The following is an 18,230-nucleotide window of genomic DNA, read 5'->3' as shown; positions in this document are numbered from 1 at the left end:
GTGGCGATCACCCGTTCGAGCCGGTTTGATGGTGTCTCAGCCCATGTGAGGGAGCGCACCGGTCCAGTAGGGCGGTGGCGGCCCGGATGTCGCGGGGCCGGCGGCCGGCCGGCGGGACCGGAGACCCGGAGTGCGCTCACGGTGGTCATCATGCGTCTCGGCAGACCCCCGGCACCGGTTGGGACGAACACCGGGCGCGCGGTACGTACACGACTCGCCGTTCCCCCGCGCGGGACGGCGGACCGGCACTGGCACCGGCACCGTACGCCGGCGGGCGACCCGCTGCTCGGCGCGCGATTCACCATCCCCGCGCTGCCACCGGCCTTCGTGCGGCGCCCCCGGCTGCTGACCCGGCTCGACGCGGGCTGGGGAGGGCCGGTGACCCTCGTCAGCGGTCCCGCGGGCGCCGGAAAGACGGTGCTGGCCGCTTCCTGGGCCGCCGAGCGGAAGCGGCGCGGCGCGGTGGTGTGGCTGACCACGGAACCGGACAACGACGCACCCGGTGTGTTCTGGGCCTACGTCCTGGAGGCGTTCCGGCACCACGGCGTCCCCCTGGGGGAGGGGATCGGCACCCCCTCCAGCGCCGATCACGTGGACCGGTCGATGCTGACCCGGCTCGCGGCCGCCATGGCGCGTCTGCCCAGGCCGGTGCTTCTGGTGCTCGACGGCTTCGACCGGGTGCGCTCCCGCGAGGTGGCGGCCGGACTGCAGTTCGTGGTGAGTCACGCGTGCCCCCAGCTGCGACTGCTGCTGACCGGCCGGCTCGAACCCCTGCTCCCGCTGCACCGCTACCGCGCTGCGGGCCGGCTCCCGGAGATCCGCGGCGCGGACCTGGCCTTCACAGCGGAGGAGACCGCGCTGCTGCTGCGCCGCCACGGCCTGGCGCCGTCCACCGAGACCGTGGCGGCGCTCTCGGTGCGTACGGAGGGTTGGGCCGCGGGGCTCGGGCTGTGCGCCCTGGCCGCGCGGCGGGCTGACGACCCGTGCGGTCCGCACAGTCCGCACGGTCCGCGTGGTTCCCTCCCGGACGAGGACGCCGTGGGCGATTTCCTCCTCGCGGAGGTCCTCGAGCCGCAGCCCGCGGACGTGCAGGACTTTCTGCTGCGCACCAGCGTCCTGGACCGGGTGCACCCGGAGCTCGCCGACGCGATGACCGGCAGGGACGACGGGGCCCGGACCCTGCCCGCGCTGGCGAGGGCGAATGCGTTCGTCGAGCGGGCCGGCGGCTCGCGGTGGTACCGCTACCACCCGCAGTTCGCGGAGCTGCTCCGGACCCGTCTGCGTTTCCGCGAAGCCGCGCTGGAGCCGGAGCTGCACCGGCGGGCGGCGCGGTGGTTCGCCGACGCCGAACGGCTCGGCGAAGCGCTGCCCCACGCGGTCGCCGCCGGGGACGGGGAGTTCGCCGCCGATCTCGTCATCGACGATCTCGCGATCGGCCGCCTGCTCACGGGACCGGAGTCCGGCCCTCTGGTGGACACGCTCTCCCGCCTGCCCGCGGACCGGCGGGACGGCGCCCCCGGCCCCGCCCTCGTCGCCGCGGCGTGCGCCCTCGCCCGGGAGGACACCGGCAGCTGTCTGGCCCATCTGGAACGGGTACGGTGCGCGACGCCCGCCCCGGGGAACGGGGACCGGCCGGCCGCGCAGCTGAGTCTTGCCCTGATCGGCCTTCTGGCCGGCGGACGCGAGGATTCCGCCGATGCAGTCCGCGAGGACGCCGAGAACTCCGTACGCGACATCAGGGATCTCCTGGAGCAGCTGCCCGGGAGGCGCAGGGAGGCGCACCCGGAGATACGGGCCCTGCTGCTGTACGGCCTGGCTTCGGCGCGATGGCGCGCCGGGGACCTCGCGGGCGCGGAGCGCACGTTCCGGGAAGTCCTGGAGGCCTGCGCCGCTCCGGTGACCGGAACCCTGCGCATCGAGTCGCTCGGCAGGATCGCCCTGATCGAGTGTGTCCGCGGCTCGCTTGAGGCGGGTGAGGAGCATGCCCGGCAGGCCATCGGGGCTGCCGTGGACGGCGGTTCGCCGTCCGCCCGCCCGCCGGGGACCGCCCATCTGGCTCTGGCCTCCGCCGCCGCGGACCGCCACGATCTCCCGTCCGCCCGGCACCACCTGCGTACGGCCACCGGCTTCGCCGGGGCGCTGCTGGATCCGGTCGTCGGCACCGAGAGCGCCGTCGTCCGCTCCCGGCTGGAGCTGGCCGAGGGGAATGCACGGGGTGCCCTCGCCATCGTCGAAGCCGCAGCGGAGGAGCGGGCCCGTAGCGCCGGCCGGCAGGGCGTTTCCTGGCCATGGCTCGAGCAGCGCATCGCGTTCGCACGGTCCGCCGCCCGCCCGGCCCCCGTTCTGCTCGAACCGCTCACGGACCGCGAGCACGAAGTGCTGGCCCATGCCGCCCGGATGATGTCGACGCGGGAGATCGCCGCGGAACTCTGCCTCTCCGCCAACACCGTCAAGACGCATCTGCAGAGCATCTACCGCAAACTGTCCGCCTCCCGCCGGGGCGAGGCGGTCCGCCGCGCTCTCGAACTCGGATTGCTCCGGCAGTCCGGCGGCCGGCCCGGTTGACCGGACATTCCGGCCTGCGGGAGGCCGGAGGAGCCGTATGCGCCGACGCGCCGCCGAGGTTAGGCCGTTGGTTTGAGATATCTCCCTCCAGCGGGCGAATGGGGTGCGGTGGCCCGTATGGCCCGCACACGGTGATGTTTTCTTCACCGGGGGTATCCGGGGCATCTCTTGTTCCCGCCGGTGAGGAGATATCAGTGAACACCCGCGCGCACGAAGCCCATCAGGCCGTTTCCGTACCTCTGCTCCAGGGCCAGAAGGCACTGGTGACCGGCGCCAACTCCGGCATCGGCAAAGCGACCGCGATCGGCCTCGGCCGGGCCGGCGCCGATGTGGTCGTCAATTACATCGCCGACCGCGCGGCTGCGGAAAAGGTCGTCAAGGAGATCGAGAGATCGGGCGTACGGGCCTACGCGCACGAGGCCGATGTGTCCCAGGAGGACCAGGTCACCGGCATGATCGCCACCATGGTCGAGGAGTTCGGCACGATCGACATCCTGGTCGCGAACGCGGGCCTCCAGCGCGACGCCCCCGTCACCGAGATGTCGCTCGACTACTGGCGCAAGGTGCTGGACGTCAATCTCACCGGCCAGTTCCTCTGCGCCCGGGAGGCCGTCAAGGAATTCCTGCGGCGCGGTGTAGTACCGGAGGTGTCCCGGGCCGCCGGGAAGATCATCTGCGTGAGTTCGGTCCACCAGATCATCCCCTGGGCCGGGCATGTGAACTACGCCTCGTCGAAAGGCGGGGTGCAGATGATGATGGCGACGCTGGCCCAGGAGCTCGCGCCGAAGCGGATCAGGGTGAACGCCGTCGCACCCGGGGCCATCAGAACCCCGATCAACCGCAGCGCATGGGAGACGCAATCCGCCGAGGCCGATCTCAAGAAACTGATTCCCTACGGCCGTGTCGGCGATCCCGAGGACATTGCCTCTGCCGTCGTGGTGATGGCGTCCGATCTGCTCGACTACGTCGTCGGAACGACGCTCTATGTGGATGGCGGGATGACGCTCTTCCCCGGATTCGAGACAGGCGGCTGACACCGCACTGCGGTTCCGGGAGCCAGGCCTGAAGGGGGAGTTCATGAAGACCGGCAGGAGCTCACCATGCAGGACCATGTGAAGCCCCGGCGGGTGGTGATCATCGGTGGCGGTTTCGCGGGACTGTTCGCCGCGCGGGTCTTCCGCAACTCGCCTGTCGCGGTGACCCTGGTCGACCGCTGCCCCACCATCTGGTGCCCACCTCGCTGACGGTGGCGGCGGGCGGGTGCCCGGACGACGCTGCGGTGGCTGCTCCTCGTGACGGTCGTCGCCGTGCTGCTGGTCGGACCGGCTCTGGTGCTGCTCTACCGACTCGATGCGCGCGGGGACCTGCACCCTCCGACCGATGAGGACTTGCGGCAGGAGGCGGGTACCGTACCTGACGGCTACGGCGTCAGACGCCGTCCTCCGGCGCGGTGAGGCGCAGGGTGAACCATGTGGTCTTACCCGTGGCGGTCCGGCAGCTCCCCCAGCCATCGGCGAGCAGTTCCAGCAGCTGAAGCCCGCGGCCGCCCTCCGCGTCCTCTCCGGCCTCCCGTCGCAGCGGCTCGGCGGGGGCGACGTCCTCGACTTCGCAGCGCAGCGCGTCGTCGCGTACGCACATGTTGAACCGGACGGGGCCGCGTGCATGGCGCAGTGCGTTGGTGACCAGTTCGCTGACGAGCAGCTGCGTCGTGTCCGTCAGGCCCTCGAGATCCCAGCGGGCGAGCTGTGCGGCGGCGAGACGCCGCGCCTTGCGCACCGAGGCGGACTCGGTGGCGAGGGGCCAGGAGGCGTCCCAGTGCGTCGGGCAGCCCATGGGCACGCCGAGCGGGCGAAGTGGAGTGACGTCCCGTGACCAGAGGGAGGCCAGTCGGCCCAGCCGCGTCTGCCAGGAGTTCCGGCCACTGGTGGAGAACCGTGGGATCGACGCATCTGCCGCCGACGCCGAGGGCGTCGGGTCCACGGCGTCGAGGCGCCGGGACATGGTCGGCGGTGTCATGGAGCGGAATCCCTTCAGTGGCCGCGTTGCCGCATGGCTGAGCATCCGACAGGCTGTTCGCGTAGCACTCGCTACAAGAACAATATACATGTAGCCGGTGTTACGGTAAATAGGGGAATGCAGAGAGCAATTCGGGCGCTTCGCTGGGTAATCAGGCCCGCGCACTGATCCGGCGGGCCCGCAGGAGGAATCCATGCCGCGACCACGCGACGAGGCCAAGCGTCGCGAATTGCTGGGCCGGGTGCGCGAATACGTGGCCCGCCACGGTCTGGCCGAGCTGTCCCTGCGCCCGCTGGCCCGTGAGCTCGGCACCAGTGACCGCATGCTCCTCTACTACTTCGGTACCAAGGAACGGCTGATCGCCGAAGCGCTGTCCGCCGAGGAGCAGCGCCCGCAGTTCCAGATCCGCAGGATGCTCGCGGAAGAGGGCCCGCCCGAGGACGTCGCCGGGCTGCGACGGTTCCTGGAGGAGTTGTGGCAGCGGCTCAACGCGCCGGCGCTCCGGGAGATGCGGCCGTTGTTCCTCGAGGTCCAGGTGCTCAGCCTGCGGCACTCCGACCGGTACGGCACGGTGATGCGCGATGTGCTGGGCGAGTGGGAGGAGTTGCTCGTCCCGATCCTTCTCGGGGTGGGCCTTCCCGCTGAGCGGGCCCGCACCGAAGCCCTGCTTCTGGTCGACGCCACGTTCGGACTGCTCATCGGATCGCTGGCGAGCCAGGAATGGGCCCGGGCCGACGCGGCCTTCCAGGCCTTCCTCGACAGCCTCGAGCCGGGGTGGGCCGCCGTGTCGCAGGGGTCGGATGTGGCGGAAGTCTGACCTGCCTGCCTGCCTGCCTGCCTGCCTGCTTGCCCGCCTGCCCGCCCGCTCCGGCTCTCGGCCGTGGGCCGCCATCGGGACGTACGCAGGGCAGGTTCCATCCTCTTTGCTGCTGTATGCGCAGGTTTAACCTGAGGGTAGGAGTCGTCTTCCAGGAGGTCGCCATGGCCAGGAAAGTCGCCGACTGCCGAAGGTTCCCGAGCGAGATGAACTGCAGCCTCACCATCTCGGGGGAAGAGGAGGAAGTCGTCCGCGCGGCCGCCGAGCACGCGGTCTCGGTCCATCGGCACACGGACGGGCCGGAGCTGCGCCAGGAGATCCGCGCCCTGCTCGAGGACGAGCTCATTCCCGCTGTGCCGAAGTCCGGACCGCCGCCTCCCGAGGGCGAGATATTCGATCTCTAGTCTTCCCGCCGTCCCGTGGCGGTGCCCCGGCCGCGTCGCGGTGTGCGGGGCGCCCCGGCGCGTTCCCGGCAATCACGTACGCCCTGGTCGCCCGAGGGGTCGTCAACGTGACGGCGACCGACCGGACGGCACGGCTCCGGATGGCGGCATGCGCTTCCCGACGGGGCCCGCCTGTGGGACGCTGAACACACCGACCCATTCCTGCTCCCCTTGCTGAGGCAAAATGCGCTGCATCATCGCCGGCTTTCCCTTCGATCTGATCGCCAGCGAGGTGGAGCAGGCGATGAGCGGTATCAAGCCCGAACCCATCACGGGCGAGTCCGTTCGGATCGGTCGCCGTACGTACCCCGTCAAGCAGGTGGGAGCCGCGATCACGCGGCAGGACCGCCGCGACTTCAGCGCCGGGGAGGTGACGCGGGCCATGAAACGGCTCGGTTTCACCTGCAACCCGGCTCCCCCGGTGTCCCCGGCGCCCGGCTTCGACTCCGACCCGGTCCTCACGGCGTCCGCGCTGCTCGGCGCCCCGACGCCCTCGTCGCAGCCTTCCCCGCCCCCGCTGCCGCCCATCGCGGGCGCTCCGGGCAGCATGTGACCGGTGAAGCCCACCCCGGCTGCCGCATTCTCGGTTCGGCCGGTATCCGCCGCTGAACTTGTGGCTCCTATCGACAAGTGTCAATATTGACTTATGTCGAATTCGAAGCCCCGTGGGCTGACGCTGCTGGAGCCGGCCTCAGCGGAGACCGTGGCACCGTGCTGCCCGCCGCTGACCGAGCGGCCGCTGTCGGCCGCGGAGGCCGAGCAGACCGCGGTGATGTTCAAGGCTCTCGGTGATCCGGTCCGGCTGAGGCTGTTCTCGCTGGTCGCGTCGCACGAGGGTGGCGAAGCGTGCGTCTGCGATATCTCCGACGTCGGTGTTTCACAGCCGACGGTGAGCCACCATCTGAAGAAACTGCGCGAGTCGGGCCTGCTGACCTCCGAACGGCGCGGCACCTGGGTGTACTACCGGGTGGCCCCCGCCGTGCTCGCGTCGATGGCCGGGGTGCTCGCCGGGCGTGGCTGACGCCGCCCGGCGGCGAGTACGGTCCGGCCGCCACCCAGCTCCCGCCCTCGCGACCACGATCACGGCCGCGACGGGTGACTGCTACGGCCGCGCTTGCGTATACCGCTTGCGCGGCCGAAGCCGTCGGCCCCTCAATGTGCGGTCCTCATTGTGCAATCCCTCATTGCGCAATGAGGACGGGCCGGCGGTCACCTTTCCTGGAGCACGGAAAGGACATTGCCCGCCGGGTCCTTGAACCATGCGATGTACGGACCGCCGCCGCGGAAAACGCCTTTGTCGTCCATCTCGAATCCGTCGTACCTCTCGAAGCGCACTCCGCGCCCGGCCAGTTCCTCGACGGCCCGGTCGATGTCGTCCACCGGGAAGTTGAGGACGGTGAACGACGCCGGGGTGTGGTCCTCCTTGGGATAGACCAGGATGTTCGTGTCGCCGGCGATATGAAGCGTCATCAGGCCGTATTCCTCGGACACCCGCAGACCGAGCGTCTCGCTGTAGAAATTCTTGGCTTGTCGCATGTCGTCCACCGCGAAGCCGCTGAACGCCTTGGTGTCCCTGAACATGAATCCGCCCTTTTCCCTTCGCCCGTGCCGCGACAATGGCCGCCGGTCCGGATCAGCGTGCCGGACGATCCATTCTGTCGCTCGACGCCCGTCAACCGACCGCGACACGGGACCCGGAAGTCCCGTGTCGCAGCCGTGCCGTACGCGCAGGTTCAGCAGGCCAGCCAGACGGCGGTATCGGCGGGCAGCCGCCCGTCCTCGAGCGGTGAGCTGGACAGGATCACACCGTCGTGGCCGGGCAGGTCGACCGGTTCCGGCCCGAGGTTGACCACGCAGCGCAGACCGGGTGCACGGGTGAACGACAGCACCTCGTCATCGGGTGCGGAATCCCAGGTCAGAGCCCCGTCGCCGAGCGCTGGATGGCTGTGCCGGATCTGCAGGGCACGCCGGTAGAGCTCCAGCATCGACTCCTTGTCGCCGCGCTGCGCCTGCACCGTCACATCCCGCCAGCCGGCCGGCTGCGGCAGCCACGGTTGCGCCGGTGAGCCCTCCGGGCTGTAGCCGAACGGCGAGACGTCGCCGGACCAGGGCAGGGGCACGCGGCAGCCGTCGCGACCGCGGTCGGTGCGTCCCGAGCGCTCCCACGTGGGGTCCTGCAGCAGTTCCTCCGGGAGGTCCTCGACCTCCCACAGGCCGAGTTCCTCACCCTGGTAGATGTACGCGCCCCCGGGGAGGGCGAGGGTGAGCAGGGCGGCGGCGCGGGCGCGCCTGGTCCCCAGTTCGAGGTCGAACGGCTGGTCACCGGCCAGATCGGCCAGCGCGCGCACCGGCTTGTCCGGCTGCGGCCTGCCGTAGCGGGATACGTGTCGTGCGACGTCGTGGTTGGACAGCACCCAGGTCGCCGGGGCGTCGACCGCGCCGAGCGCGGCCAGGGAGGTGTCGATCGCGCTGCGCAGCAGGGCGGCCCGCCACGGGGCGACCAGATAGTCGAAGTTGAAGGCGGTGTGCAGTTCATCGGGCCTGACGTAGCGGGCCAGCCGCTCCGGTGTGCCGGTCCAGGCCTCCGCTACGAAGACGCGGGGCTCGGCGTAGGAGTCGGCGACGGCACGCCAGCCGCGGAAGATCTCGTGAACGCCGTCGCGGTCCCAGTGCGGATGGTCGGCATCGGGTGCCGACCCGACGAGCTCGATGTCCGAAGCCCCCAGGTCGGGCAGGCCAGGTGCCTTGACCAGCGCGTGCGCGACATCGATCCGGACACCGTCGACACCGCGGTCGAACCAGAACCGCAGGATCGACTCGAACTCCGCACGCACCTCCTCGCTCTCCCAGTCGAGGTCGGGCTGTTCCGGTGCGAACAGGTGCAGGTACCACTGCCCGGGTGTTCCGTCGGGCTCGGTGGCCCGCGTCCAGGCCGAGCCCCCGAAGACGCTCTGCCAGTTGTTGGGAGCCAGCTCGCCGTCCTGGCCGCGCCCGTCCCGGAAGATGTAGCGCTCCCGGGCGGCGGAGCCGGGCCCGTCCGCCAGCGCCTGACGGAACCAGTGATGCTGATCCGAGGTGTGGTTGGGAACGATGTCGATGACGATCCGCAGCCCCAGGTCATGGGCTTCCTCGATCATCGTCTGCGCTTCGGCGAGCGTTCCGAAGGCCGGATCGATGTCGCGGTAGTCGGCGACGTCGTAGCCGCCGTCGGCCATCGGGGAGGGGTACCAGGGATTGAGCCACAGGGCGTCGACACCCAGCCCGGACAGGTACGGGAGACGCTTGCGCAGTCCGCTGAGATCACCTGTGCCGTCGCCGTTTCCGTCGGCGAAGCTGCGGATGTACACCTGGTAGATGACGGCGCTGCGCCACCAGTTCCCGCCTGCGGCGGGGATCGGGTCGTGCGGCACGGTGGTCTCCTGAGGGGGTACGGGGACTCGCGACGGGGTCACTTGACGGCTCCCGCGGTGAGGCCGGCGATGATGCGGCGTTGGAAAACAAGGACAAGAACGACGAGAGGCACGGTGACGACGACACCGGCCGCCATCTTGGTGCCGTAGGGAATTTCGAAGCCGGTCGCGCCACCGAATCGGGCGATGGCCACGGTTGCGGTCTGCATGGAAGTCCGGTTGACCATCAGAGCACCGAGAACTCACCGGACTTCAACTCGGCGTCCTGGATCATCCGTTGCCGATGCTCGTCCGGCGAATCGGAGAGTTCGACGGTGCGTACCCGCTCCTTGGGGTGCCCGGCGTTCCACCGGTCAATGATCTCGGGCAGCGTGCCGCTGTCGTCCTTGCCGGTGGCGAGGGTGATCGGCCCCCGACCGGTGAGCGCCGCCGCGCCATCGGCGGGAGCGTCCCCGCCCGTGCCGCTTCCGCATCCGGCGAGTGCGCGGGAGGCCGGCGCCGCGACGCCCGCCCTTGGCAACCAGTGACCCATGATCTCTCCTCACTCAACGCCTCATCGGCGGCTCAGCCAGCGGCGCGGTGACGAAAGACTAGGAATGCCGAGGAGGGAAGTCTACGGTTACTAGCAAGTTTCTTTCATAAATTATGCAAGATGACGTCATTCGCGAAAACTGTGGGTGCCGCTCGCAACGCGACGTACGCCCCCGACCGCGGGCACGGGCAGGGAGGCGTACGGGGGTGGGTGCGGTGAGGTGCCGCCCGCGGCCCGCGCGGGAACGCGAGGGGCATGTCCGTGCGGTGGCAGGGCGGCTCCGGGTGGGGGCCGTCAGCCGCCGTTGCGGGACGGGCCGACGCCGGTGCTGCCGCGCACCACCAGTTCGGGCTCGAAGAGCATCTCCTCCGGGTGCCCGTTGGAGCCGGAGATCTGGCTCAGCAGCAGGGTGACCACGGCCTGCCCCATGGCGTCGACCGGTTGCCTGACGGTGGTCAGCGGGGGATCGGCGAGCGGCATGAAGGCCGAGTCGTCGAAGCCCACGACGGACACATCGGCCGGGACGTCGAGCTTCATCCGCCGGGCCGCCCGGATGGCCCCGAGTGCGATCACATCGCTGCCGCAGACCACTCCGGAGACGCCGCGCCGGAAGAGCTGGAAGGCGGCAGAGGCCCCGCCTTCCAGGGTGTACATGGTCTCCACGATGTCCGGGCCGGCATCGGCGACACCCAGGTGCTCGCGCATCGCGACCAGGAACGCCGCCCTCTTGCGCGCCGCCGGAATGTGCCCCTGCCCTCCCACCGCGAGGCCGATCCGCTCGTGGCCGAGGGACGCCAGATGCCGCACGGCGAGTTCGACCGCGAGCGCGTCGTCCGCCGATACGCAGGGGATTTTCAGGTCTTCCGCGATGCCGTTGACGGCGACGACCGGAAGCCCACGCTCTGCGAGGCGGCCGTAGTGGCGGTGGTCCGCGGCCAGCTCCGAATGGAGGCCGCAGACGAAGACGGCGCCGGCGACCTGGTGTTCCAGCAGCATGTCGACGTAGTCGCTCTCCTGCATTCCGGCGAGCGTGCGTGTGCACAGCACGGGCGTGAAACCGCGCTGGGCGAGGGTGCTGCCGACCACCTCGGCGAAGGCCGGGAAGACCGGGTTGCTCATCTCGGGCACCACCAGGCCGACGAGACGGTTGGCCCGCCCGCGCAGCTGCGGCGGCCGCTCGTACCCCAGCACGTCGAGTGCGGTCAGCACCGCAGCGCGGGTGGCCTGCGAGACCCCCGGCTTGCCGTTCAGTACCCGGCTCACCGTCGCCTCGCTGACACCCGCGTACCCCGCGACCTCCACCAATCGGCTCACCATGGGGCAAGTCTATGCCAGATTTCTTGCAGGTTCTTGCGCATATTTCATCGACGAGGCTGCCAGGGCTCGTCGCAGGGCACCGCCCCCATGTCCTCCCGAGGCCGATCACGCCTGCCGGTGCCCCCTGCGGCCGCCCCGCCGGGCCATACCGGGGCGGCCGGTAACCGGACTCCGCCCTTCACTGGCGGCCGACAGCGGTCTCCGGCCGGTACGGTCATGACGGTCTGCTCGGAACCTTCGCATCAAGAGGGTTGGGGGATGGGCCCTCATCCGTCTACGGTGTGGCTCGGCCCCGGACTCTTCCGGAGCCGAAAATTTAATCGATCCGTTCTTCGCCAAGAACAAACTTCCTCGACCCTTACCCGGAACGACATGATCCGCCGTGCGCTGATCCCCCGACCCGGAGGAGGGCCAGGCACCGCGGCCATCGGCTTCCGAAAGATCCGGCACACCGAGGCCGGCGGGGTTTCGGTGCTCCCGCCGGGGCAAGGCAGGGATGACGTCGCTGCCGCGACGTCGTCACTGGCGGTGAGCGGGCGCTCAGCTCCTCCCCGGTGCTGCAACTGCCGGGGCGCGGCCGGGGTGTGTCCGGCATACTCCCTGCAGCACCTGGTAGACCGATAGGGAAAAGTGTGAGGAACGTGCGGTTGAGGAAACGCCACCGGTGGCTGGTGGGCTCGCTCATAGCGGGAGCCGTCGCCGGGCTGCTGACGGGCTGCGGTACGGGCGACGGCGACGTCGGCGAAACCGGGGAACCGGTGGTCATGGGAACGACGGACCAGGTGCAGTCTGTCGACCCGGCCTCCGGTTACAACGTGGGCTCCTGGATGGTGTTCAACAACGTCTTCCAGACGCTGATCAGCTTCCCTCGAAGTGCGACGACGCCCCAGCCGGAAGCCGCCAAGTCCTGTTCCTTCGACGGCGGCAGAAGCACTGTCTACCGCTGTGTGCTGAAGGACGACCAGAAGTTCAGCAATGGCAACAGCCTCACCTCCGAGGACGTGGCGTACTCCTTCGAGCGCACGCTGAGGATCAAGGACCCCAAGGGCCCGTCCTATCTGCTCTCGTCGATCAAGAAGATCGACACCCCGGACGACAAAACGGTCGTCTTCCAACTCAAGGCCCCTGACGCCACCTTCCCCATGAAGATCTCGTCGAGCGCCGGGGCGATCGTCGACCACACGGAATTCCCCGCGAACAAGCTGCGCACCGACAACAAGGTTGTTGGCTCCGGTGTGTACACCCTGGAGTCCATCAACCGTAAGGAAGCGGTCTTCGCGGTCAATCCGGAATACCGCGGCGGTGCCAAGGTCCAGAACTCCGGCATGACGATGAAGTTCTTCCGCGGCGACCAGCTGGGCCTCAAGCAGGCCGTTCAGGACGGCGAGGTGGACCTCGCCTACCGAGGCCTGGCGGCGAAGGACATCTACGAGCTGGAGACCTCGACGGCCAAGGACCGGCGGGGCGTAGAGGTCGTCGACGGTGCGAGCGCCGAGGTCATGCACATGGTGTTCAACATGAACCACCCCGTGGCCGGGAAACTCGGAGTGCGCAAGGCGATCGCCTACCTCGTGGACCGCACCGCACTGGTGCGCGATGTGTACCAGCGCACCGCCGAGCCGCTGTACTCGGTGATCCCCGCCGGGATCACCGGCCACAAGACGCCGTTCTTCGACAAGTACGGCGACCGGCCGCAGCGTGACAAGGCTGAGGCCGCCCTGCGTGGCGCGGGCCTCAACGACAAGGTCAAGCTGACCCTGTGGGCCACCCCCATCCGCTTCGGGCCCGGCACGGTCCCCGCCTTCAAGGAGATCGCCCAGCAGCTGAATGCGAGCGGGCTCTTCGACGCCAAGGTGCGGAGCGTCTCCCTCGACGAGTTCGAGAAGGGTGTCGCCAAGGGGAGCTACGGCGTCTACGCCAAGGGCTGGATCCCCGACTACCCGGACCCGGACATCTTCGTCTCCCCGTTCTTCACCAAGGAGAACGTCCTCCGCAACAACTACGCGTCGAAGCGCATCGCCGGCCAGCTCATCCCGTCGACGGTGGCCGAGCCCGACCGGCTGGTCACCACCGACCAGTTCGCGGAAATACAGTCCATCGTCGCCGACGATCTGCCGGTACTGCCGCTGTGGCAGGGCAAGCAGTACGCGGTGGCCCGCGACAACATCTTCGGGATCGAGTGGAGCCTGGACGCCTCGACGGTCCCGCGCTTCTGGGAGATCAGGAAGTCCGAGGAGTGACACCGGCATGAGCACGGCCCCGGCCCTGTTGGGCCGGGGCCGTGCTGTTCGGTGCTACGGCGTGACCGGTCCGGTTCCGGTGAAGACGCCCGCACGCGGGCGGACGTCAGCGTTTCCAGCCCGCGACGCTCCCGCAGCAGGCGCCGACTGCGCTGAGGGGCGCGCCGTGCTCAGTGACCGAGCAGGCCGTCGATGCTGTGGCCGACGCCGCCGAGCAGCCCGCCGACGGTTCCGCCCACCGTGCCCTGCTGCGGCGTACTGTCCTCGCCCTGCGAGTCGTCCTCGTCCTGCGGTTGTTCCGGCGCGCTGGTCGGCTCCGCCGGCCCGCTGGGGCTCTGCTCGGGCGCGGACCGCCCGGCGTCGTGGTCCGCCTGGCGGTCGGCTGTGCCGGGCGCCGCGGCCTCGCTCGTGGGAGCGCCGGCCGCTCCTCCCCGCTGCGCGGACGGCTCCTGTGTGGATGCCGTCCGCGTCCTCGCGACCGATGCGTCGTTCGCGGTCGGCAGGACCTCCGGTTCCGCGGAGGAGGTGGGGGACAGGCCGGTGTCCTCCGACGCGTCCGCCTTGCCGGGCTCCTCCCGCGATTTCCGGTCCGAGTTGTTGGGCTCGGCGAGGTCGGGCGCCGGGTCGTACCGGGAGCCGGACTCCGCCTGTACGGGACCCTCGTCACCGGTCAGCTGGAAGGCGAAGGCCAATGCGCCCACCACGCTCATCGCGGCCGCCGCCTTGAATATCCGGGAATATGCGCGACTCACCCGGTCGGGTCGCCTGTGCCTGCCCATTCGACTGCCTCCGAGTTGCGCCGCTGACTCTGCGCACCAGTAAAGCTTGATTGAGGGCGTACGCGAAACGCTGATACGGACTCGTTACGCCCCGCCATCAGAAGCCGGAACATATTGCTCGTAACGCAATCACGAGGTGCGGTTTTTCGGACATTTGCCGGAACGCGTATGACTCTCCACCCCTATGGCGTTTCCGGATTACCCGGCCCTCGTGCCTCCGTCGGCCCGCTGCTCGGGGGCGTTTTGGAATGCCTTGTCCAGGCGTGGTTCCACCACGGGACGGAAGATGCGGCGCACGGGGAGCGATGTGAGGACCAGGGCGAGACAGACGCCGAGGAGCGCCACGGCCACCTCACCCGCCGGGGTGTGCCAGAACGCCGGCTCGTACCAGCCTTCCCAGGCCGCCGTGCGGATGACGAAACCATGCAGCAGATACGCGTACAGCGTCCCCGCGCCGAGAGCGGTGAACCAGGTGCGGCGGCGCGGTACGCACGCCAGGAAGGCCGCCACGAGCAGCAGAGAGCAGACGAGCAGCCCGAGCGTCATCGCCGCTCCGACCGGCCACGCCACATGCAGTTCGCCCCAGCCCCGGCTCCGGACGGCCCACTCGGAGGTCATCCGTCCCTTGGCCCAGTACGCCATGGCAGCGCCCCCGGCCAACACCGGTACTGCGGCGATCCGTACCCACGTGGACCGCAGGATCTGCCAGTGCTCGGGGCGCAGCAGCAGACCGATCACGAAGAACGGCAGGAACTGCAGGACGCGATCGAGATTCAGCGCCGCGCCCACTTCGTTCGCCGCGCCGAGCAGCGCGATGGCGATGGCCAGCCCGAGGGAGACGTACCAGCGCATCACCAGCCAGAGCGGAGCGGTGAGCCGCCATACGAACAACGCGATGAGAAACCAGGTGAGATACCACGGCGACAGCAGACTGATGTCGTTGTGACGGTCGTCCACGGCATTGCCGTAGAGCGTGTACGCGGTCTCGAAGCACGCGTAGGGCACGGCAATTCCCGTGATCAGACGTTTGATCTGGCCCGGCTTGAAACTGAAGCTGCGTGAGAAATAGCCGGACAGCACGATGAACACCGGCATGTGGAAGGTGTAGATGAACAGATACACCGCCCATACGGCGCGGCTGTCCTTGAGCGGCTGCCACGCGTGTCCCGCCACCACCAGGACCATGGCCAGGAGCTTCGCGTTGTCGAAGAACGGGTCACGCGCGGCTTCTTGCCCCTGCGGCGGGCCCGCTGTCACCGGGCTTGCTGTCCCCGGGCCCGCAGTCCCGGGGCCGGAAGCCACTTCGTTCGAAGCCACCTCATCCGTGGCCGTCCGACCGGCGGTCACCCGACCACCGCCGGTCATCGGGCTCCCTCCCCGGACGGGCGGACAGCGACGGTCTCCGCACCCGGCGGCATCGAGACATTCAGTAATCCGAGCATTAACGCACTCCGCTCCCGCACACTCCTCTGCCATTCCGTAAGGGCCCTTGTGTTGCACCATACGTTCTGTGGAGAAGGTGTGCGGTCCGTATCGCGACGGGCGTTTCTCACCTGCCCCACGACGTGACCGGGCCGGGCCCCGGTCAGCCGCGGGGCGCGTGGGTCACTCGCCGACGGTGTCTCGCCGGGCCGGCTCGAGGGGGGCGGAAGGTGGTCCTGACGTCGCTCCGTGGCAGACAGGGGTCCCATCAGCCGCGTACGTGCGCGGGTGGTAGCGGCGCCCGGGCCGCCGCGTACCTCTGGCCGCCGCGTACCTCTGGCCGCCGCGTACGTCAGGCCCTCGCGTACGTCAGGCCCTCGCGTACGTCAGGCCGTGAAGGCGGGATCGGTATGCTCCCCGCCATGCCCCACACCCCCGTGACGTTCGATTACGAGAAAGACGGGGCGGCCATCTACCGGCAGTCCTTTGCGACCATCCGCGCCGAAGCGGACCTCACGGGTCTGCCCGCGGACGTCAGTCAGGTCGCGGTGCGGATGATCCACGCCTGCGGGATGGTCGACCTCGTGCGCGATCTCGCGTACACCCCCGAGGTGGTTGCCCGGGCCCGCGAGGCGCTGCGCGCCGGGGCGCCGGTTCTCTGCGACGTCTCCATGGTGGCCAGCGGGGTCACGCGCAAACGACTGCCCGCCGGAAACGACGTGATCTGCACGCTGTCCGACCCTGCCGTGCCGGAGCTGGCCGCCCGTATGGGCACCACGCGCAGCGCCGCCGCCCTCGAGCTGTGGCGGGACCGTATGGCGGGCTCGGTGGTGGCCGTCGGCAATGCGCCGACCGCGCTGTTCCGGCTGCTGGAGATGGTCGAGGAGGGCGCACCCCGCCCGGCCGCCGTGATCGGCGTACCGGTCGGCTTCGTCGGCGCCGCGGAGTCCAAGGACGCGCTGGCCGCTCATCGGTCGGGACTCGAGCACCTGGTGGTGCGGGGTCGGCGGGGCGGCAGTGCCATGGCCGCGGCCGCGATCAACGCGATCGCGACCGAGGACGAGTGAGCACGAGCGCTGACGCTTGCGTACGGGCCCGGACGAGGGCTGACGCTTGCGTACGGGCCCGGACGAGCTGACGGCAAGGACGAGTGAGGACGAGCGAGGACGAGCCAAGGCGGATGAGGAGCCGCTCCGCCGCCGGTACGCAGGGGGCGAAGCGGCCGACGCGCGAGCGTCAGTGGGGGGTGGCACGCTGAGTCAAAGGGCTCTGCGAAGGGAATCTCCATGATCACCACTGACTTTGTTCCCGGCTCCCCCTGCTGGCTCGATCTCGGTGCCCCCGACGTCGCAGCCGCTGCCGCGTTCTACGGTCCGGTGCTCGGCTGGGAGTTCCAGTCCTACGGTCCGGACGCCGGCGGATTCGGCGTCTTCCGGCTGAACGGCAAGATCGTCGGCGCGGTCGGCCGGCTCACCGAAGAGGGAGCCCGCTCGGCCTGGATGATCTACTTCAACACCCCTGACGCGGACTCCACGGCCCAGGCGGTGGAGCGGTCGGGCGGCACCGTGCGGGTCGTCCCCATGGACGCCGACGGTGAGGGGCGGATGGCTCAGTTCAGCGATCCGCTGGGTGGTCAGTTCGCCGTCTGGCAGCCAGGGAGGAGCAAGGGCCTGGACGCGGTGGACGAGCCGGGCACCCTGTGCTGGACCGAGCTCTACACCACCGACGCGGCCGCTGCGAAGGAGTTCTACGGCGGTCTCTTCGGCTGGCAGACCCAGGACATGCCGTTGCCCGGCGGTGGAGGGACGTATTCGCTGATCACTCCTTCCGGACTCGGCGAGGAGCGCATGCAGGGCGGGGTCATGCAGCTTCCCGCGGAATACCTGGCCCTGACCGGCGGCCGGCCCTACTGGCACCCGGTGTTCGCGGTCGCGGACTGCGACGGAACGGTCGCCAAGGTCACCGGGAACGGCGGCAGTGTGCAGATGGGGCCGGAGGACGCGGAGGGTGTCGGGCGGCTGGCCGTCTGCCTCGACCCGTCCGGGGCGGACTTCGTGTTGCTCACTCCCTCCGAGAGCTGAAACCGCTCCCGCAGCCTCCGGCGGCGGCCCGAGTTCGCTCGGTCGCGGAAGAGACCGGGCGGATGTCGCGCGCCCACTCCGCGGCCTCGGTGAAACGCGCACCCGGGGGAGACGGCGAGAGACCGTCGCACCCCCCGGGCGCCCAGGGGCGTTTCGGTTGGGGCGGAGGCGCGCTACTCAGGCGCTGAGGGCCGAGTCGTCCTCGGCGCGTGCTCCGGGGAGCCGGTGCCGGGCGGCGACGAGCGCGGTGTCCACGTCCCGCGTGCCGGTGGACACGCACAGCGTGTACGCGACGTCGTCCATCCGCCGGCGGACCTCGGCGCTGCCCGCTTCTTCGGCGTGCAGCAGTTGGAGGGTTTCGTACTGCTCGATGAGCTTGTGAAGCACTGCGGGGTGAGCCATCAGCACAGCTCGGTCCTTTCTCCGCCATACGGTAACGGGCACGGACGCGCGGGCAGTTGCCCGCCGTGCGTGTTCTACGTGTGGGTGAGCATGCCGCTGCGCAGTTGCCCTAGGGCGCGGGAGAGAAGCCGGGAGACGTGCATCTGGGAGATGCCGAGTTCGGTGCCGATCTGGGCCTGGGTCATCTCCTGGCCGAAACGCATCTG

Annotated in this window: 20 protein-coding genes; 10 read left to right on the top strand and 10 right to left on the bottom strand. The window is 69.7% G+C overall.

Annotation, left to right across the window (positions count from 1 at the left end; all coding sequences use genetic code 11):
- Nucleotides 1–150: 150 nt before the first annotated feature.
- The 3 genes from ABZW18_RS20030 (at nt 151) to ABZW18_RS20020 (ending at nt 3,809) form a co-directional block, all read left to right on the top strand.
- Nucleotides 151–2,565: a LuxR C-terminal-related transcriptional regulator gene (locus ABZW18_RS20030; protein ID WP_356189133.1), complete on the top strand. Its 2,415-nt coding sequence runs from the start codon at nt 151–153 to the stop codon at nt 2,563–2,565.
- Nucleotides 2,566–2,804: 239 nt separating this feature from the next.
- On the top strand, nt 2,805–3,599 hold the full coding sequence (locus ABZW18_RS20025; protein WP_356189196.1) for an SDR family oxidoreductase: 795 nt from the start codon (nt 2,805–2,807) through the stop codon (nt 3,597–3,599).
- A 66-nt stretch (nt 3,600–3,665) separates the two neighbouring features.
- Complete coding sequence (locus tag ABZW18_RS20020; RefSeq protein WP_356189131.1) at nt 3,666–3,809, top strand: FAD-dependent oxidoreductase; 144 nt, start codon at nt 3,666–3,668, stop codon at nt 3,807–3,809.
- A 184-nt stretch (nt 3,810–3,993) separates the two neighbouring features.
- On the opposite strand, the gene ABZW18_RS20015 is transcribed toward ABZW18_RS20020, so the two are convergent.
- On the bottom strand, nt 3,994–4,581 hold the full coding sequence (locus ABZW18_RS20015) for an ATP-binding protein (protein WP_356189129.1): 588 nt from the start codon (nt 4,579–4,581) through the stop codon (nt 3,994–3,996).
- 193 nt (nt 4,582–4,774) lie between these two features.
- On the opposite strand from ABZW18_RS20015, the gene ABZW18_RS20010 reads away from it, so the two are divergent.
- The 4 genes from ABZW18_RS20010 to ABZW18_RS19995 all read left to right on the top strand — a co-directional run bounded on the left by ABZW18_RS20010 (nt 4,775) and on the right by ABZW18_RS19995 (nt 6,862).
- Nucleotides 4,775–5,398, top strand: a complete 624-nt coding sequence (locus tag ABZW18_RS20010) for a TetR/AcrR family transcriptional regulator (RefSeq protein WP_356189127.1) — start codon at nt 4,775–4,777, stop codon at nt 5,396–5,398.
- A gap of 164 nt (nt 5,399–5,562) precedes the next feature.
- On the top strand, nt 5,563–5,802 hold the full coding sequence (locus ABZW18_RS20005; protein WP_356189125.1) for a DUF1059 domain-containing protein: 240 nt from the start codon (nt 5,563–5,565) through the stop codon (nt 5,800–5,802).
- A 223-nt stretch (nt 5,803–6,025) separates the two neighbouring features.
- The gene (locus ABZW18_RS20000) at nt 6,026–6,394 is read left to right on the top strand and encodes an SCO5918 family protein (RefSeq protein ID WP_356189123.1); all 369 of its coding nucleotides are present in this window, start codon (nt 6,026–6,028) and stop codon (nt 6,392–6,394) included.
- A gap of 93 nt (nt 6,395–6,487) precedes the next feature.
- The gene (locus ABZW18_RS19995; protein WP_356189121.1) at nt 6,488–6,862 is read left to right on the top strand and encodes a metalloregulator ArsR/SmtB family transcription factor; all 375 of its coding nucleotides are present in this window, start codon (nt 6,488–6,490) and stop codon (nt 6,860–6,862) included.
- Nucleotides 6,863–7,050: 188 nt separating this feature from the next.
- Here the strand turns inward: ABZW18_RS19995 and ABZW18_RS19990 are convergent, their stop codons facing one another.
- From ABZW18_RS19990 to ABZW18_RS19970, 5 genes are all read right to left on the bottom strand, one after another.
- Entirely contained in the window at nt 7,051–7,422 is a 372-nt protein-coding gene (locus ABZW18_RS19990) for a VOC family protein (RefSeq protein WP_356189119.1), read from the bottom strand.
- Nucleotides 7,423–7,574: 152 nt separating this feature from the next.
- The gene (locus ABZW18_RS19985) at nt 7,575–9,251 is read right to left on the bottom strand and encodes a glycoside hydrolase family 13 protein (protein WP_356189117.1); all 1,677 of its coding nucleotides are present in this window, start codon (nt 9,249–9,251) and stop codon (nt 7,575–7,577) included.
- A 38-nt stretch (nt 9,252–9,289) separates the two neighbouring features.
- On the bottom strand, nt 9,290–9,460 hold the full coding sequence (locus ABZW18_RS19980) for a hypothetical protein (protein WP_356189115.1): 171 nt from the start codon (nt 9,458–9,460) through the stop codon (nt 9,290–9,292).
- A gap of 17 nt (nt 9,461–9,477) precedes the next feature.
- A complete protein-coding gene (locus ABZW18_RS19975) occupies nt 9,478–9,783 on the bottom strand; it encodes a hypothetical protein (RefSeq protein ID WP_356189113.1) in 306 nt (101 codons plus the stop codon).
- Nucleotides 9,784–10,077: 294 nt separating this feature from the next.
- Nucleotides 10,078–11,100 carry a LacI family DNA-binding transcriptional regulator gene (locus ABZW18_RS19970; RefSeq protein ID WP_356189111.1) on the bottom strand — a complete coding sequence of 341 codons (1,023 nt, stop codon included), beginning with the start codon at nt 11,098–11,100 and terminating at the stop codon, nt 10,078–10,080.
- A 647-nt stretch (nt 11,101–11,747) separates the two neighbouring features.
- Between ABZW18_RS19970 and ABZW18_RS19965 the strand changes: the two genes are divergently transcribed.
- Nucleotides 11,748–13,340, top strand: coding sequence for an ABC transporter substrate-binding protein (locus tag ABZW18_RS19965; RefSeq protein WP_356189109.1), 1,593 nt, complete (start codon nt 11,748–11,750; stop codon nt 13,338–13,340).
- Nucleotides 13,341–13,510: 170 nt separating this feature from the next.
- Here the strand turns inward: ABZW18_RS19965 and ABZW18_RS19960 are convergent, their stop codons facing one another.
- Nucleotides 13,511–14,092 (bottom strand): hypothetical protein, encoded by a 582-nt coding sequence (locus ABZW18_RS19960; RefSeq protein WP_356189107.1) that lies wholly within the window; start codon nt 14,090–14,092, stop codon nt 13,511–13,513.
- A gap of 225 nt (nt 14,093–14,317) precedes the next feature.
- Nucleotides 14,318–15,376, bottom strand: coding sequence for an acyltransferase family protein (locus tag ABZW18_RS19955; RefSeq protein ID WP_356189105.1), 1,059 nt, complete (start codon nt 15,374–15,376; stop codon nt 14,318–14,320).
- A gap of 587 nt (nt 15,377–15,963) precedes the next feature.
- Here ABZW18_RS19955 and ABZW18_RS19950 point away from each other — a divergent pair.
- Both ABZW18_RS19950 and ABZW18_RS19945 read left to right on the top strand, forming a co-directional pair.
- A complete protein-coding gene (locus tag ABZW18_RS19950; RefSeq protein WP_356189103.1) occupies nt 15,964–16,608 on the top strand; it encodes a precorrin-8X methylmutase in 645 nt (214 codons plus the stop codon).
- 219 nt (nt 16,609–16,827) lie between these two features.
- Nucleotides 16,828–17,622, top strand: a complete 795-nt coding sequence (locus ABZW18_RS19945) for a VOC family protein (protein WP_356189101.1) — start codon at nt 16,828–16,830, stop codon at nt 17,620–17,622.
- 177 nt (nt 17,623–17,799) lie between these two features.
- Here the strand turns inward: ABZW18_RS19945 and ABZW18_RS19940 are convergent, their stop codons facing one another.
- Nucleotides 17,800–18,030: a DUF5133 domain-containing protein gene (locus ABZW18_RS19940; RefSeq protein WP_356189099.1), complete on the bottom strand. Its 231-nt coding sequence runs from the start codon at nt 18,028–18,030 to the stop codon at nt 17,800–17,802.
- 68 nt (nt 18,031–18,098) lie between these two features.
- Nucleotides 18,099–18,230 (bottom strand): sigma factor-like helix-turn-helix DNA-binding protein (locus ABZW18_RS19935; RefSeq protein WP_356189194.1); only part of this gene is annotated, 132 nt, incomplete at its 5' end.

The sequence above is a fragment of the Streptomyces sp. NPDC004647 genome, assembly GCF_040609575.1.
Classification (GTDB): domain Bacteria; phylum Actinomycetota; class Actinomycetes; order Streptomycetales; family Streptomycetaceae; genus Streptomyces.
Note: the sequence above shows the minus strand (reverse complement) of the source record. Positions and strands in the feature narration are given on the sequence as shown.

Coding starts and splice junctions, on each gene's coding strand:
- ABZW18_RS20015 (WP_356189129.1), bottom strand. CDS start 4,581: ATGACACCGCCGACCATGTCCCGGCGCCTCGACGCCGTGGACCCGACG.
- ABZW18_RS20000 (WP_356189123.1), top strand. CDS start 6,026: ATGCGCTGCATCATCGCCGGCTTTCCCTTCGATCTGATCGCCAGCGAG.
- ABZW18_RS19945 (WP_356189101.1), top strand. CDS start 16,828: ATGATCACCACTGACTTTGTTCCCGGCTCCCCCTGCTGGCTCGATCTC.
- ABZW18_RS20005 (WP_356189125.1), top strand. CDS start 5,563: ATGGCCAGGAAAGTCGCCGACTGCCGAAGGTTCCCGAGCGAGATGAAC.
- ABZW18_RS19990 (WP_356189119.1), bottom strand. CDS start 7,422: ATGTTCAGGGACACCAAGGCGTTCAGCGGCTTCGCGGTGGACGACATG.
- ABZW18_RS19950 (WP_356189103.1), top strand. CDS start 15,964: ATGCCCCACACCCCCGTGACGTTCGATTACGAGAAAGACGGGGCGGCC.
- ABZW18_RS19980 (WP_356189115.1), bottom strand. CDS start 9,460: ATGCAGACCGCAACCGTGGCCATCGCCCGATTCGGTGGCGCGACCGGC.
- ABZW18_RS20010 (WP_356189127.1), top strand. CDS start 4,775: ATGCCGCGACCACGCGACGAGGCCAAGCGTCGCGAATTGCTGGGCCGG.
- ABZW18_RS20020 (WP_356189131.1), top strand. CDS start 3,666: ATGCAGGACCATGTGAAGCCCCGGCGGGTGGTGATCATCGGTGGCGGT.
- ABZW18_RS19970 (WP_356189111.1), bottom strand. CDS start 11,100: ATGGTGAGCCGATTGGTGGAGGTCGCGGGGTACGCGGGTGTCAGCGAG.
- ABZW18_RS20030 (WP_356189133.1), top strand. CDS start 151: ATGCGTCTCGGCAGACCCCCGGCACCGGTTGGGACGAACACCGGGCGC.
- ABZW18_RS19975 (WP_356189113.1), bottom strand. CDS start 9,783: ATGGGTCACTGGTTGCCAAGGGCGGGCGTCGCGGCGCCGGCCTCCCGC.
- ABZW18_RS19995 (WP_356189121.1), top strand. CDS start 6,488: ATGTCGAATTCGAAGCCCCGTGGGCTGACGCTGCTGGAGCCGGCCTCA.